Genomic DNA, 15,129 nt, shown 5'->3' with positions numbered 1-15,129 from the left:
ATCACATGGACAACTTTGCCGAATATTGCGGCGTTTCGGGGCGCGGGCAGGCTGGTTGGGCGGGGTGCTGTGGGCCGCTCCGGTCCGGCGGGGCCGCTTGGCTCGGTGAAAGCGACGGAACGCTACCGACGGGCGAGGGCGGCCAAAAACTCTTCAATGATGGCGGTGGCATCATCGGGCTGTTCCTCAGCAATATAGTGGCCCGCTCCCGATACCTCCATCGTGCGATAGCGGCTAGATGTGCGGCGTTTATCCGCGCGCCAATTGGCTTTCGGGTTGGTGGGATCCTCGATGCCGCGCACGGCCCACACCGGCTGGGAAATGGGAGTGGTAATAATGGCGCGCAGCGGTGCGCCGGAGGGGCGCGTCAGGCACCGTTCCGCCCAACGCTGCTGCCGGGACAGCGTGGTGGCTGCCTCGGGGGCGCTCAGCGCCGCTGCATAGGTTTCCGCCTCGTTCGCCGCGCCCATGTTCCCGGCGGCGGACCAGCGGGTGAGGAAGGTGTGCATGGCTTCGGGGGTGCGCAGTGAGCGAGGGCGCGGATAGGTGAGGCCGCGTGCCGCATTAACCAGATGCTGCGGGTTCCAGGGCTGGGCAGCCCGGAAAAACTGGGCGGGATGGAGGGCCCCGAACGTGAGCACGCCCTTCACCATGTGCGGGGCAATGCCGGCAGCGGCCCACGCCACGGCCCCCGCCAGTCCGGCGCCGACGATCACACAACTGGAGGCGCCGAGTGATTCGGCCACCGCCGGCATGTCCGCGGCGAGTGTTACCAGGTCAATGCGCCCCGGTGTTTTGTCGGAGCCGCCTGCTCCGCGCGCATCGGGTGCGGCCACCTCAAAACCAGCGTCCGCCAGCGCGCTGATCTGGTGCCGCCAGGCCCACCACGTTTCCGGGTAGGTGTGCGCCAGAATCACCAGGGGGCGCGTAGCGGAGTGTTCGCCCGCGTGGGCCACGTGAAACTGGGCCCCATTGGCCGTGAGGAAACGATGCTCCCACGGCCCGGCCGTCCAGGATTCTGCCGTGGTCACTCGGCGGCCTGCCGCGCCTCAAAGGAGCTGAAAGCCGCCGCCTGCTTCTGCCGGCGCATGCCACGCCGACGGGCTGAGTGCGCCGCGAGTCCGGTGAAGAGTAGCACCACGCCCAGAATCACGATTCGGCCTGTGGACAGGTCAACTCCCAGGTGGCCCACAAGGTTTGCGGCGAGTGGGTTATACCCAGAAATTGCGGTATCCAGTGCGTCTATCCAGGATTTGAATATCTTGGGGAGCGCCAGCGCCGCCAGGCCGCCCAGTGCCAGGATCCAGCCCGTCACCTGCGCGCCCAGGGAGGAGCGCCGCGTCCACATGAGTAGCACGGCGAACAGCGCCAAGCCGCCCACCAGTTCGGCGATGGCCGCCAGATTCAGTGTGCCGGTATCCCACGGGTTGCCTTCTACCACGCCCAGTCGGATGGTGGCGTCCGAAAGCACATACCAGGCTACCGGGGTGAGCAGAATGGTACAGATGAGCACCCACGTGTGCGTCCAACCGCGACCCTTCGGGGCCTGAGCTTCGGGGACGTCCTCGCTGTCTGCCCACGGTTGCGTGAGCGTTTCGGGCACCGGTGTGAAACCGGGGCGCGTGGCATCCTGCGGCGCGGGAATCGTTTCTTCGTTCGACGCCGTTGCGTCCAGTTGAAGGGCGTCTAGCTGCTGCAACGCGTCCTGTTCAGAGTTGGCGTCCTGCTGGGGGATCGCGTCAAAGGAGCGGGTGTAGGCGCCTAGTGAGGAGAATTCGCGGGTACGCGGTTCATCGAGGGTGTCCTCGGTACCGGACTCGGATGCTTCCGGGGTGGCCGCGTCCGAGGCACTCGGTTCCAGTCCGGACTCCGAGGTGTCCGGACTCTTGACCGGCGCGGAGTCATTCGGTTGCTGCGAGGCCGGATTGGCTGCTGGCTCAGCGGAGGATTCGCCGGTTGTGGCGGTGCTACTTGTAGGCTCCTGAGAGCTTTCGGCCGCAGGCTCATCTGAATGGACGAAATCCGGGGTGGTCGGGCGTGCCGCATCATCACTGCGTGGTGCGGCGTAATCCGCTACGGGAGTATCGGCCTGAGGTGTTGCTGCCGCGGACTCGGGTTCACCGTCCGTAGCTGTGGAGAATGGTGGAATGACAGGCGCGGGCTCCGAGGTGTCGAGTCCCTCCGGCTCCAAAGCGGGCGCATCGGCTCCTAGCGCGGAAGTCTCCGCGTCGCCCCCGGCCGCCTGGTTGCTTGCTAGGGCCGCCGCGGTGTCATCGGAACTCTCGCGGTAAAGCGCGCCATTGCGGTCCGCGTCCTCGTCCAGTGGCTCGAGGATGTCGTCGTCATCAAAGGGACGGCGGTTCATTGAGTTGTACGGATCCGATGGAGTAGTCACCATTCCTCCTCACGTTGGGTACCCCTTGAGACTACGGCAGAAACGCCGGCCGTGCCGCCTCCTGTGGGGTGTTTCCCCTCGGGCGGAGGTGATTTTGTGGCGCGATTCTGCACGGCGGGCGGGACTGAATGGCGGGGCACCTCGGGATGGTGGACAGGATGGGCGGCGGGCGATTGGGGGCGATGGGGGGTTCTGGATGACGGGTGAGTACACGTGGCTGTTGGACGCATACGGCCGGAAGATCGGCGATCTGCCACTGCTCCGTGTGGGCATAGTTTGCCGGGATAGCGCTGCTTCAGCGGTTCCTTTGGCCGTGCCCCGTGTGTGCACAGTTCGCGGCGCGTTCTACTTATCCCCAACCCGGATCCTGACGAAGCGAGAGTCACTCGAATACTTCAACACTTGAGGTGTGACTACCAGAAACCTTGTCCCCGTTTGCCTCACCGCTCAGAGTGAAGCCGTGCGCCGGGAGGTACTACGTATTACTGAGCTCGCCGGCATCACGCCGGCCTCCCGAGGCGACGCCGTGCTGCGACTGACGGAGGAGCGTTCCTCCGGGATCGCCGTGCGGGCCAGCTTCCACCCGGCCTATGCAGCCTATTTCGCTACAGGCACCGTGCTCATCAACCTTCCCGAACAGGCGGAGGACCTCCTTGAGCTAGTGCTGGCCGCGGGATCCACGGCACGCGGAGACATCGTGGGTGTGGTGGGCACGTCGGGCGGTGTGGGCGCCTCCTCCATCGCATGCTGGATGGCACGGCTGGAGAGCGATCCGGTGGCACTCATTGACCTTGATCCAGCATCCGCGGGAATCGACTACTACCTGGGAATGGAGACGCAGGATGGCATCCGGTGGGCGGATATCGGCGCGGATTCCGGCGTGCTCATCCCCGGGCGGCTCTCCCAGGCACTTCCGCACAGAAAAGGATTACACCTACTCTCGGCTGATAAACGCGGCGGCGTGCCTCCCGATGGAAAGGCGGCCGAGCGTGCCATTGACGCGCTATCACAGGCCACGGGGCGCACCATCCTGGACCTGCCCACTGCCGCCACCGTGCCCGGAACCGCGGAAAACGGATGGCTGGCATGGTGTGACGCCGTGGTACTGGTGTGCGGAATGTTTTACCACCACTCGCGTGCCGCCGCCGCAGCACTCGCCCGCCTCCCCAGTGATATTCCCACGGTGGTGATCGGCCGAGTGAAAGGAGCGGGCGCGGCGGCTGCGCTCGCCGAGGACCTGGGCGTAGAGCACGTGTATCCCGTGCGGTGGCTGCGCGGCCTCGATCAGGACCTGGAGCACGGCGTCACCGTTGGTGAACGAGCACGGTCAGCCACCGGTAAAGACATCGTCGCACTGAACAAAGCCGTGGCAGACGCGTTGCCATGAGGTGAGCTAAAAACGGCCGGGGATACACACGATTCTGCGCGGAGATGGATACGCCGTGACGGGGATAGACATGGCAGCGAGAGGGCATGCGCTGGCAGTCGAGTGAAAGGTGAAACGAAATGCGGTTAGAACGTGAACAGGTGCGATCGGCACGCCTTGGGCTAGCACGCGGCGAATCACTGGCCGAGGTGGTAGGGCAGATGTCACCTGAATCCGTGAGTGCTCGCGACCTGCTGGGCCACGGCCGAGAGGTACGCAGGGCGATAGGAGCTTTCGGCCCCACCCTGCAGCCGCTTCTCGACGATCAGACCATCACAGACATTCTCATCAACGGCACCCATGGAATCTGGGTGGATCGCGGCGCCGGTCTGGAACGTATGGATCAGGACCACATGGATCAGGAAGAAGTGCGAGCCCTCGCGGTGCGATTGGCAGCAGCCGCGGGACAGCGGCTGGACGACGCCTCACCCATTGTGGACGGCACCTTCGAGGGCGGCCTGCGCCTTCACGCGGTTCTCCCACCCATCGCCGCGGAAGGTCCACTCATTTCACTTCGCACCCAGCGGGCCGTCACCTTCTCACTTGACGCGCTCACGGACAACGGGATGGTACCCGCGGCGCTGCGCCCGGTAGTGGACGCCATGATCACCCGCCGCGCAAACGTCATGATCTCCGGCGCCACGGGGTCGGGGAAAACCACCCTGCTAGCCGCCTGCCTCGCGGAAATACCAGTCGACGAACGTATCCTCATCATCGAAGAATCCGCGGAACTCCGGCCTCGGCATCCCCACGCCGTTCACCTTCAGGTGCGGCGCGCCAACGTACAGGGCGCCGGAGAAATCACCATGAGCACCCTCGTACAGGCGGCCATGCGTATGAGGCCGGACCGCATCGTCCTCGGCGAATGTCGCGGCCCCGAGGTACGTGAGGTGCTTTCCGCCCTCAACACCGGCCATGAAGGCGGCTGGGCCACGATCCACGCAAATTCCGCCACGGACGTGCCTTCGCGCCTCGTCGCGCTGGGCGCCCTCGCCGGAATGGGTGAAGCGGTGGTAGCCGCGCAGGCCGCATCAGCCCTCGACGCCGTTATCCACCTACGCCGCACATCCCACGGCCGCGAAATCTCCCAAATCGCCACCCTAGAACGCCGTGGCGGGGAACTCGTGGCTATCCCCGCACTCAGCATGCGTCAGCGCACCGGCTCCCTGCACTCCTGCGATAAACGACACGAACCACAGAACAGCACAGCACGCGAACATGCCACACCGGCGCACACTGGTCTCCATGGCGTCCCGTTCGCCGGCGGCGTCGTACTCGGTAAATCCTGGCCTACGTTGGCAGATCGCCTCGGACTAGGAGGTGCCCGGTGGGGTTCTTAGCGCTCGCGGTGGCGGTAGTCGCCTTCGCGTACATGCCTCGCCGGGGAGTACGACGTCGGTCAAAGCGGACCGAACTACACGTCCGCCGGAAACTACCGTGGCTCGTTGCCAGTTCCGGGCAGCAGCGCACCCGGAACCTGCTGGCGGCAGCGGGGAAACAGGGCAGGCGGCGTCGGCACAACCCGGACATTGGCGTGCTGGTGGCAGAAACGGCCACCCGGCTACGCTCCGGATCCACTCTGGACCACGCGTGGTTCTCTACCATCTCGCGGTCGGGTCTGGATGGGGACGGTGGTGCGGAACTGGATAGCGTCGGCGTGCCGCGAGCCATCCGACGCCTATGGACCCGACGTGGCCGCAAGCAGGCCGGACTGCGACTAGGCGTGCCGGCGGCCGTAGCCGTGTGCCGGCTTACGCATCACTCCGGCGCACCAGCTGCAGAAATCTTAGAAACCTGTGCCGCGGGTATCACCGGTGCCATCGACGCCGCCGGTGAACGCAAAATCGCATTTTCCGGCCCCAAATCCACCGTCCAGGTACTCTCCCTGCTGCCAATCCTTGGCTTTGCGCTTGCCGGTGCGCTGGGTGGCAATCCCCTCGAATTTTTTGCGGGAAGCGTGCTGGGCGCGGTGTGTCTGATAGCGGGACTGGGACTGGAGGCCGTGGGGGTGGCCTGGACGCGGCGCACTATTCGCCGTGCTGAGAAGGAGTCATAGCGGTGCTTGTAGTGTTACTCGCGGTCCTGGTCGGTGCGTTCGCGTTCACGCCGAGCGCGGTGGTGCGCGTTGTTGCCCCCAGGCGGGCTCCTGAACCACTTGCGGACGTGGATCCGGCGACCATCTGCGATCTTCTGGCTGCGGCCTTGCGCTCGGGCATGTCCATTCCATCAGCGCTCAGCGCGGTGGAGTGGGCGCTCGGGGAAGAACGTGAGCCTGCCGGCCTGGATGTGACCGGACGGCTGCTGGTGTACGGCGCCTCCTGGGAGGACGCATGGGCGCACGTAGACCAGCGGTTCCGGCCTGCCGCTGATGCGCTGCAACCCGCCTGGGAGGACGGGTCCGCACCCGTGCCGTTACTGGAACGCACCGCCGCCACACTCCGTGCTACAGCCACTCGACGCGCCCGCGAGCGAGCCGGTGAACTGGGAGTCCAGCTCGCATTACCGTTGGGGCTCTGTTTCCTGCCGGCTTTCGTGGTGCTGGGCGTGGTACCGATCGTGGTGTCACTTGGAGCGGGACTGCTCGGGTAGTACGCATAACGACGCCGTCCGCCAGGCTGGGACATGAGGTGCAGATGACGTGGCGTAAGCAGCTGGCAAAAACTCCCGTAACCTCCCCGCGCCCAATCGTGCCTGTAGTGAGCAGCGGTGGATATCGGGATTAATGGTCGCGCGCCGTCTAGATACAGGTGGCAGTAATACTCGGGCGGCCAGCGAATTGCAGGTATGGCACCCCTAGCCGCGGGCGACAGCGTAGATCGTTGGTCCGTCAGCCCTATGTAATGGCACCCCTAGCCGCGGGCGGCAGCACTGTGGTGCATAATCACGGAGCCCGTTTCCCCACTCCTCGGCGCGGGCGATAGCACCAGCACACCTTTCGCCAGATGTGCACAGGTTGCCAGACGCTCCCTCACTCCACAGGAAATGGCGCTGTGCCGCGGTAATCACCGCGTTCCTGCGATGCTGAAGTCACCTTCCACAAGGAAGGCAACCTCAAGAAAGGAAACATCATGAATACCAACAACCTCGTTATGGACGGTTTCGAGAACCCGGAAGCCGGCATGACCACCGCGGAATATGCGGTGGGTACGGTAGGCGCCTCCGGCATTGCCGGCATCATCCTCTGGCTGGCCAATCAGGACTGGTTCCGGGAACTATTCGCCAACCTGTTCCGCTCCATTTTCAAGATCTAATGGGCCGGGGTGGGTGCGCAATCGTGCGCCCCACCCCAATACCGTGGAGGAAAAATGAGTCCTGCCAAAAGCCGGCGGCTGCGCCGCCAGACGGAAGCCGGCATGGTCACCGTGGAAATGGCTCTGGGCCTGGCCGCCCTGGCCGTGGTACTGGCATTGGCGCTCGGATTAATGCAGGCAGCCCGCGAATACCTTGGCGTTCAGGATACTGCCCGCACGGTGGCTGTGGAGTTGGCTCGCGGTGAGAGCGAAAGCGTGGCCATCCTTCGCGCTCGCGGTGATGCGAATATAGAAGTACACCGATCGGCCGATTTACTGACGGTGACAGCCGTGCAGCGTGCCTCCGGCCCCGCCGGCGCCCTCGGCCTGAATCTATCCGCGTCCGCCTCTGTGCTACGAGAGCCCGGGGAGTAACCATGACAATGGGAGGAACGCGGCGTGGCCACGAGCGGTGGGCGGAGTGCGGCAGCGCCACGGTGTGGGTAGCTGCCGTCTGCGTCCTCATCGCGGTGGCGCTGGCCGCGGGATTGGGAATAGGCAGAGGATACGCGGATCGCGGTGTTGCTCGAGCGGCGGCGGATATCGCAGCGCTTCAGGGCGCTGACGTGCTGATCAATGATCATCTGGGTGTGCAGGCCGCCTGTACCCGCGCTGAAGCCTCCGCACTCGCAAATGGAGCGAGGGTGGAATCATGCGAGGCGGATCGGGAAAGGCTAACAATAACCGTGAGCGTGGACTCACTTCTGGGCATTCGAATACGCGCCGATGCCACCGCGGGGCCGGTGGAGGAGTAGCCCGCAATCGTTGTTAGGCGAGGCGCCGCGGCGGCCTGGCTAGCCGTTGCCGTGTGCGGCCAGTTTGGGAACCGTGGCCATTGCCTCGATAAGACGCCGCAGAATTCGGCGCGCTCCCGCCTTGGAGAGCGGGTGGTTATTATTGCCGCATTTCGGCGATTGCACGCAGCGTGGACACCCATCCAGGCACGGGCACGTATCCAATAGCCCCAGCGTGGCTCGCATCCATTCGAGCCCCACATCAAATCCTCGGTAGGCAGCCCCGTTTCCGCCCGTCATCGAATCATGGACGATAACGGTGGCCCGCCCGGTGTCCGGGTGGGCCACCGTGGAGAGCCCGCCAATATCCCACCGGTCAGCTGTGGCAAATAGTGGAAGCAGGCCAATTGATGCATGCTCGGCCGCGTGGAGTGCGCCGGCCAGATCATCTGTAGTGACGTCCGCCTCCGTGATGGCTGCCTGGTTGATTGTCCACCAGGTGCCCTGTGTATGAAGTTCCCGCACAGGCATGTCTAGTGGCACGAAGCCGAGGTACACCCCGTCTCGCGCACGCCGCACGTCATAGCCCACCACACGGCTGGTCACCACCACCTCACCTTTGGCCCACACGCCGATACCGGTATCCAGTTCTTCGGTAACCCGCTCAATCTCCACACTGGACTCCTCGCGCGCAAACGTTCGCAACTCGTCCTTGACGGGGTGGACCATAGCGACGTCGTCCAGAAGAGAATCAACTTCGAATGGTGCGCCCTGATGGATATACACGGCGCCCGGAAATACTGTGGTGTCCGCTCGGGCCGAATCAACGGTGCCCAGCACGGTACCGGATTCGCTTTCCACGATAGATACGGTGGTGCCCTCACCCCGGAGGTCGACGACGCTGTGCGCGCTTGCTCCTAGGCCCGTGTTCCAGAACCATCCGGTGGGACGGCGGCGCAGGAGCCCCTCTTTGGTAAGTGTGTTAAACAGCGCCGCATCATTAAGGCCGAACACCGCACAATCCGCTTCGGTGAGGGGCAGTTCGGCTGCCGCGGCACAGATTTCTGGACCGAGCACATGGGGATTCATGGGGTCAAAAACATTGGCTTCCGCCTCGCCGCCCGCAACCTGGTCCGGGTGGGTGATCATGTACTGGTCCAGCGGATTATCGCGGCCAATGAATATGCCGAGTCCTTCCTTCCCCGCACGCCCCGCGCGGCCCACCTGCTGATCAAAACTTGCGCGGGTGCCGGGCCAGCCGGTGACCACCACGGCGTCGAGCCCAGAAATATCAATCCCGAGCTCAAGAGCGTTCGTTGTGGCCAGTGCGCGGAGTGCGCCGGAGCGAAGGGAGCCCTCCAGTTCACGCCGCTCCTCGGGCAGATAACCGCCCCGATAGGCCGCTACGGCGTGGTCTAGTCCGGGCACGTGCTCGGATAAGTATTGCCGGGCTACTTCTGCCACCCGCTCCGTACCCGGACGTGAGCGAACGAAGGTAAGACACCGCGCCCCGTGTGCCACCAACTCTGCGGTGAGGATGCCAGCTTCTGTGTTTGCGGCGCGGCGGGCATTGCTCGTAGCTCCGGCCGGCGTGTTCTCCGCATCCGCGGAATGTGCCGTTTCAAGGGCTGATGCGGTATGGAGCGAGCCGGTGGGTGCGGGGTGAAACTGCTCCGCCGGATCAATTTTCTTACACTGCCACAGCAATATGGTTTGTGCGCCGCGCGGAGAACCGTCCTCCTCAACGGCGGTGACGTTTCCAAATGCCGGGCCAAGAAAACGCTCGGCTGTAGCGGCCGGATCTGCCGCTGTGGCTGAAAGAAAAAGAACCGCGGGGTGGGCACCGTAGTGCTGGGCCAGCCGTAAAATCCTGCGCACCACATGCGCTACGTGCCCGCCAAACATGCCCCGGTAGGAATGAAACTCATCAACCACTACCAGCGTGAGCCCGCGGAGGAGGCGGTGCCAGCGCGCATGGCGAGGAAGCAGCGCGTGGTGGACAAAGTCCGGATTAGTAAGCACAATATCCGCGTAATCCTGGGCAAAAGTTCGTATCGGCCCCTCTGTGTCACCATCGGCCGTGGCCACATTGATGGTGGAATCCACGCTCTTCGCAAGCGCGGTAAGGGACGCTAGCTGATCCGCGGCCAAGGCCTTCGTGGGTGCCAGATATAGCGCGGTGGGCCGGAACGCCACCTCTGCCAGTGACCGGATAGGGCGATGCGCGGCCACGAGCTGGGAAAGTATAGGTACCCAGGCGGCGAGCGATTTGCCAGAGCCCGTGCCCGACGCCAGCACCGTGTGCCGGCCGGCGTGAATAGAATCCGCCGCCAACACCTGATGTGTCCACGGGCGGTTGATTCCCGCTGCTTGCAGTGCCTGGAGAACCTGGATGGGCACCCACGCGGGCCAGGCGGCATGCTGAGATGGCCGCGCGGGCACATAGATTTCTCCCGTGATTTGACCCGGCTCGGCTAATTCCCGAATGGCATCAACGAGGCTCATGGCTCTCCTTTCTACTGCTTTGAATGTAGCCTGCGGGTCCGACAAGGTGCGTACGCAAGGAACGCGTCAAGGTGGTCCGGTAGTAAGAACGGACCGCTTTTTCGACGCCGTTCGCTCACGTAGGTGAGGTCACGACGGACAGTCTGATGGATCCCAATTCTTCCCGCGTGTCCACCGCGCGGCGCGCGTAAACGCCATCCACAGGCGTTAAGCCTGCAAAAGTGCTGTCGGTGGGTGGGGATACTCTGACGTTATGAACGAGGAAACAGCCATGATTGCCGCATTGGCACGGGCGCTGCGTCAGGATTTGGCCGGCTATTCCGCCGAAACGGTTGCGGAATTCCTGGGCGAGGAAGCCGTCGCTGCCATGGCGCGGGAGCAGAGGGTGCCTGCGTTGCTACGTTGCCGCGCGGCATCCTGCCCGTTGGCCGCACAGATTCGTCTACTCAGGCTGGGGGAGGCGCTGACGGATAAGGACGCCTCGGCGGCTTTGCCGGCAACTATGGCTGACACTCATGCGCGTGATGTGCTGCTTGTTCGTACGCACGCCGGAATTAGTGCTCGATTCCAGATTGTTGCGCAGGAAGATGGACTACTACTCGCCTCGGATCTCGGGGAACTGGCTGGAAAGGTGCCGAACTCCCAGTATGTCATGCCGGTGGGAGGTGCCACGCGCACACTTGCCCGTTTGGTGACATACCGCGGCAGGGTACTGGACGTGGGTACCGGAAACGGTGCGCTCGCGTTACGTGCCGCTCGCGCGGGCCACAACGTCGTCGGTACCGATATATCCACGCGCGCGCTCCGGTTCGCTTCGCTCAATGCGGCGCTCAACGGGGTGGAGGTGGATTTACGGGGCGGTTCGCTTTTCGCGCCCGTCGAAGGGCTGGCTGGTGCGGAGAAGTTTGACACCATCGTGTCCAATCCGCCATTTGTTATCACGCCACAGGCGCTCCGTGCCGATGGTCTCCTCGAATACCGGGATGGAGGGATGGAGGGTGACGAACTATTTGTCACACTGTTGCGTTCGCTGCCAGCGCATTTGGCGCCGGGTGGCAGGGCGTATGTGCTGGGCAACTGGGAGGTTCGCGAAGGCGAGGCATGGGACGAGCGGCCGCGTGCCTGGCTCGCTGATCTAGGCCTGGATGCGTGGATTATTGGGCGCGACGAGATCTCGCCGGCTCGGTACGCAGAAATGTGGCTGCGCGATGGTGGCCTTACACCGCATTCAGCTGGTTATGAAACGGCCTACTCCGCGTGGCTGGCGGACTTTGAGCGGCGTGGTGTGGCCTCCATTTCACTGGGGTATCTGGTGATGGGGCTGGCTGCCGGTGCGCCTGTAATAAGAACAGAGCAGATCACAGAACCGGTGACTGGTGCGCTCAGGGAGTTCGTGGATACCGCATGGAAAGGGCTTCACTATAGGGAATTGGATAACGCCGCCCTGGAGGCGCGCGTGTTCACTCAGCATGGTGCCCTTGAGCAGCGGGTGCACATGCCGGGCGTGCCGGACCCGTTCCAGATTGCCCTCACACAAACGGCAGGTTTCCAGCGTTCCTTGCCCGTAAACTCCAATCTCGCGGCGCTGATTGGTGCGTGCGATGGCGAATTGACGCTCGGAGAACTGATTGGTGGATTGGCCTCGATCCTCGAGGAAGAACCGGCGGCAATATCGGCGGATATCATGCCGGGATTTCGGGAGGCGCTGGCGCGCGGCATCGTGGTGGAGGCGAGCGAAAATGCGCGTGAATAGAGGCAAAAGTGAACGGAGAAACGCGGTCTTCAATTGGTTGACTAGGGCGCAGGTCAGTCTGCTGGCGAGCATGCGTATAAATAATAGGTATGCAACACTCAGCGGGGTATGGTCCGCTAGGGTGTGGAACGCTTGCAAGTGGGTGCCCCGCACGGCGTTGGGCAAGGAGGAATGGTGAAGAAACTGGTCATCGTGGAGTCCCCGGCGAAGGCGCATACCATTGGGCGTTTTCTGGGTGATGACTACGTGGTAAAGGCCTCTGTCGGTCACATTCGGGATCTACCCCAGCCCTCCCAACTTCCCGCTTCAATGAAGAAGGGGCCGTACGCGCGGTTTTCCGTCAACGTGGATGGCAATTTTGAGCCGTACTACGCGGTGGCTGCGGACAAGAAGAATACCGTCAAGGAGTTGAAGGATGCGCTCAAGAGCGCGGATGAACTCCTACTGGCCACCGATGAGGATCGCGAGGGTGAAGCCATCGCGTGGCACCTGAATGAGGTGCTAAAGCCGAAGGTGCCCACCAAGCGGATGGTGTTCCACGAAATCACCCCGGAGGCTATCCAGAGCGCGCTGGATCATCCACGCGAATTGGATACGGAGCTGGTGGATGCCCAGGAGACCCGCCGTATTCTGGACCGGCTAGTGGGATACGAGGTTTCTCCGCTTTTGTGGCGCAAGGTGGCAGCCGGCCTGTCCGCAGGACGCGTACAGTCCGTGGCCACTCGCCTGGTGGTGGATCGGGAACGCGAGCGTATGGCCTTTGTGCCTGCCGGCTACTGGGATATCACCGGGACGTTCGATAAGACCGGTGACGCGTTCACGGCCAAGCTCACCGCGTTGGACGGTAGTCGGGTAGCACAGGGCCGTGATTTCACAGACCGCGGCGAGATGACGCCGAAGGCGCGCCGGGACGGCGTGCGGCTTCTGGATGAAGCGGGCGCTGAGGCCCTCCTGGCCAGTATCAAGGCGTCCAGTGCCTCCGTGACCTCGGTGGAAACGAAACCGTATCGGCGTCGTCCGGCGGCGCCGTTCACCACCTCCACCCTGCAGCAGGAAGCCGGCCGTAAGCTCCGGCTCTCCTCGCGGGATACCATGCGCGCGGCCCAGAGCCTCTACGAGTCCGGCTATATCACCTATATGCGAACGGATTCCACGCACCTGTCCGAGGAAGCCATTTCTGCGGCGCGTGGTCAGGCGCGGGAGCTGTTTGGCGCGGAGGCGGTACCGGATAAACCGCGCTTTTATGCCACGAAATCGAAGGGCGCCCAGGAGGCCCATGAGGCTATTCGCCCGGCCGGCCGGCATTTCCGTACACCCGATCAGCTCCGTGGCAAGGTGACCGGGATCCAGTTGGCGGTCTATGAGTTGATCTGGAAGCGCACGCTCGCCTCCCAGATGGAGGATGCGCGGGGGCAGACGCTCTCCGTGCGCATCGCCGTACCCGTGGATGCGGCCGGCGCCAAGGTAGCTGAATTCTCTGCTTCCGGTACCACCATCACATTCCGCGGGTTCATGGCGGCCTATGAGGAATCCGCGGATGCGAAGCGGTACAAGGAGAAGGATGATGTTCGCCTCCCGCAGCTCTCGGAGAAGGATGCACTTGCCATCCGGGAGGCCACCGCGGATTCGCATGAAACGTTGCCGCCGCCACGCTACACGGAAGCGTCGCTGGTGAAGAAGATGGAGGAACTGGGAATTGGCCGCCCATCCACCTACGCCTCTACCATCTCAACCATCGTGGACCGCGGCTATGTGGAAAAACATGGTCAGGCGTTGGCACCCACGTGGACCGCATTTTCTGTGGTGCGTTTGCTGGAACAGAATCTGCCGGACCTGGTGGACTATGACTTCACCGCGGAGATGGAAGCGGACCTGGACAAGATTGCCGAGGGCAAGGAAAACTCCACGGATTACCTGGCGCGCTTCTGGCGTGGCTCGGGTGAACGGCAGGGACTCGAGGGGAGAGTTGAAGGCCTCGGCGATATTGACGCCCGCGCTGTTAACTCAATCCCGCTCGGGGACGGCTTCACCGTGCGCGTTGGGCGCTACGGACCCTACCTGGAGAAGGATGGGGAGGAGCGGCATGCTTCCATCCCGGACGGTATTGCGCCGGACGAACTCACCCCGGCCAAGGCCGCAGAGATATTCGAGAAAGCCGCATCCGACGGCCGTGAACTCGGGACAGACCCCGAATCCGGCCACGTCATTACGGTGAAAACCGGGCGGTTTGGGCCCTACATCACCGAGGTCATTCCAGAGGACGAAGTTGCACTGACGCCCACCGGAAAGGTATCGAAACGCTCGCCGAAGCCGCGCACGGCCTCCCTGTTCAAGTCGATGACGCCCGAAACTGTCACGCTGGAGGATGCTCTCCGTTTGCTTCGTCTCCCGCGGGTCATTGGTAAAACCGACGACGGCGTTGACGTCACGGCCCAGAATGGTCGCTACGGTCCCTACCTCAAGTGCGGTAAAGATACACGCTCGCTCGAATCCGAGGAGCAGATCTTCTCGCTCACGCTCGAGGAGGCGAAGGAGATCCTCTCCAAGCCTAAGCAGCGCCGCGGGCAAAAACCGCCGCTGAAAGAACTGGGCACCGATCCTGCCACGGGTAAGCCTGTGGTGCTGAAGGATGGAAGGTTTGGCCCCTACGTGACGGATGGGACTACGAATGCGTCCCTACGCCGTTCGGATTCCGTGGAGGAGCTCACCGAAGATCGCGCCTATGAGCTACTGGCTGAACGGCGCGCGAAGGGGCCCGCTAAGAAGCGGACTACGCGGAAGACCGCGGGTAAAAGCAAGCCGGCGGGGAAGAGCACCGGGAAAAGCAAGGCTACGGGTAAAAGCAAGACCGGGGCGAAAAAGGCGTCCGGCAAGAAAACCGCCGGTACTAAAAAGGCCGCGGGAACAAAGAAAACCACGAGTACGAAGAAAGCGACTACTAAGAAGCCGACCACAAAGTCGGCCGGCAAGGCCAGTGCGAAGAAGCCGGCGAGCGCTGACAAGAGCGCTACCGAATCGGAGTGATC

12 protein-coding genes are annotated in these 15,129 nt (G+C 63.4%); 9 read left to right on the top strand and 3 right to left on the bottom strand.

Going from position 1 to position 15,129, the window contains the following annotated elements; translation table 11 throughout:
* Positions 1-122: 122 nt before the first annotated feature.
* A complete protein-coding gene (locus tag EIH27_RS05975) occupies positions 123-1,031 on the bottom strand; it encodes an alpha/beta fold hydrolase (protein WP_124039980.1) in 909 nt (302 codons plus the stop codon).
* Positions 1,028-2,395 (bottom strand): hypothetical protein, encoded by a 1,368-nt coding sequence (locus EIH27_RS05970; protein ID WP_124039979.1) that lies wholly within the window; start codon positions 2,393-2,395, stop codon positions 1,028-1,030. Before EIH27_RS05970 ends, EIH27_RS05975 begins: the two co-directional genes overlap by 4 nt.
* Before the next feature lie 409 nt (positions 2,396-2,804).
* Between EIH27_RS05970 and EIH27_RS05965 the strand changes: the two genes are divergently transcribed.
* From EIH27_RS05965 to EIH27_RS05935, 7 genes are all read left to right on the top strand, one after another.
* Positions 2,805-3,782: a CpaE-like family protein gene (locus EIH27_RS05965; protein WP_124039978.1), complete on the top strand. Its 978-nt coding sequence runs from the start codon at positions 2,805-2,807 to the stop codon at positions 3,780-3,782.
* Between the two features lie 119 nt (positions 3,783-3,901).
* The gene (locus tag EIH27_RS05960; protein WP_124039977.1) at positions 3,902-5,161 is read left to right on the top strand and encodes a TadA family conjugal transfer-associated ATPase; all 1,260 of its coding nucleotides are present in this window, start codon (positions 3,902-3,904) and stop codon (positions 5,159-5,161) included.
* Positions 5,149-5,877, top strand: coding sequence for a type II secretion system F family protein (locus EIH27_RS05955; protein WP_124039976.1), 729 nt, complete (start codon positions 5,149-5,151; stop codon positions 5,875-5,877). The genes EIH27_RS05960 and EIH27_RS05955 overlap by 13 nt, the downstream gene beginning before the upstream one ends.
* A 2-nt stretch (positions 5,878-5,879) precedes the next feature.
* Positions 5,880-6,410: a type II secretion system F family protein gene (locus tag EIH27_RS05950; RefSeq protein WP_124039975.1), complete on the top strand. Its 531-nt coding sequence runs from the start codon at positions 5,880-5,882 to the stop codon at positions 6,408-6,410.
* A gap of 479 nt (positions 6,411-6,889) precedes the next feature.
* Entirely contained in the window at positions 6,890-7,072 is a 183-nt protein-coding gene (locus EIH27_RS05945) for a DUF4244 domain-containing protein (RefSeq protein WP_124039974.1), read from the top strand.
* Between the two features lie 54 nt (positions 7,073-7,126).
* Positions 7,127-7,486, top strand: a complete 360-nt coding sequence (locus EIH27_RS05940; RefSeq protein ID WP_124039973.1) for a TadE family type IV pilus minor pilin — start codon at positions 7,127-7,129, stop codon at positions 7,484-7,486.
* A gap of 2 nt (positions 7,487-7,488) precedes the next feature.
* Positions 7,489-7,866, top strand: coding sequence for an Rv3654c family TadE-like protein (locus EIH27_RS05935; protein ID WP_124039972.1), 378 nt, complete (start codon positions 7,489-7,491; stop codon positions 7,864-7,866).
* Between the two features lie 39 nt (positions 7,867-7,905).
* Here the strand turns inward: EIH27_RS05935 and EIH27_RS05930 are convergent, their stop codons facing one another.
* Positions 7,906-10,350 (bottom strand): DEAD/DEAH box helicase, encoded by a 2,445-nt coding sequence (locus EIH27_RS05930; RefSeq protein ID WP_124039971.1) that lies wholly within the window; start codon positions 10,348-10,350, stop codon positions 7,906-7,908.
* A gap of 253 nt (positions 10,351-10,603) precedes the next feature.
* Between EIH27_RS05930 and EIH27_RS05925 the strand changes: the two genes are divergently transcribed.
* Positions 10,604-12,103 (top strand): DUF7059 domain-containing protein, encoded by a 1,500-nt coding sequence (locus EIH27_RS05925; protein WP_124039970.1) that lies wholly within the window; start codon positions 10,604-10,606, stop codon positions 12,101-12,103.
* 171 nt (positions 12,104-12,274) lie between these two features.
* The gene (topA, locus tag EIH27_RS05920; protein WP_124039969.1) at positions 12,275-15,127 is read left to right on the top strand and encodes a type I DNA topoisomerase; all 2,853 of its coding nucleotides are present in this window, start codon (positions 12,275-12,277) and stop codon (positions 15,125-15,127) included.
* Positions 15,128-15,129: the final 2 nt, after the last annotated feature.

The sequence above is a fragment of the Neoactinobaculum massilliense genome (genome assembly GCF_900604955.1).
Classification (GTDB): Bacteria; Actinomycetota; Actinomycetes; order Actinomycetales; family Actinomycetaceae; genus Neoactinobaculum; species Neoactinobaculum massilliense.
The sequence above is the reverse complement of the archived record's forward strand: the minus strand, read 5'-3'. Positions and strand labels throughout refer to the sequence as shown.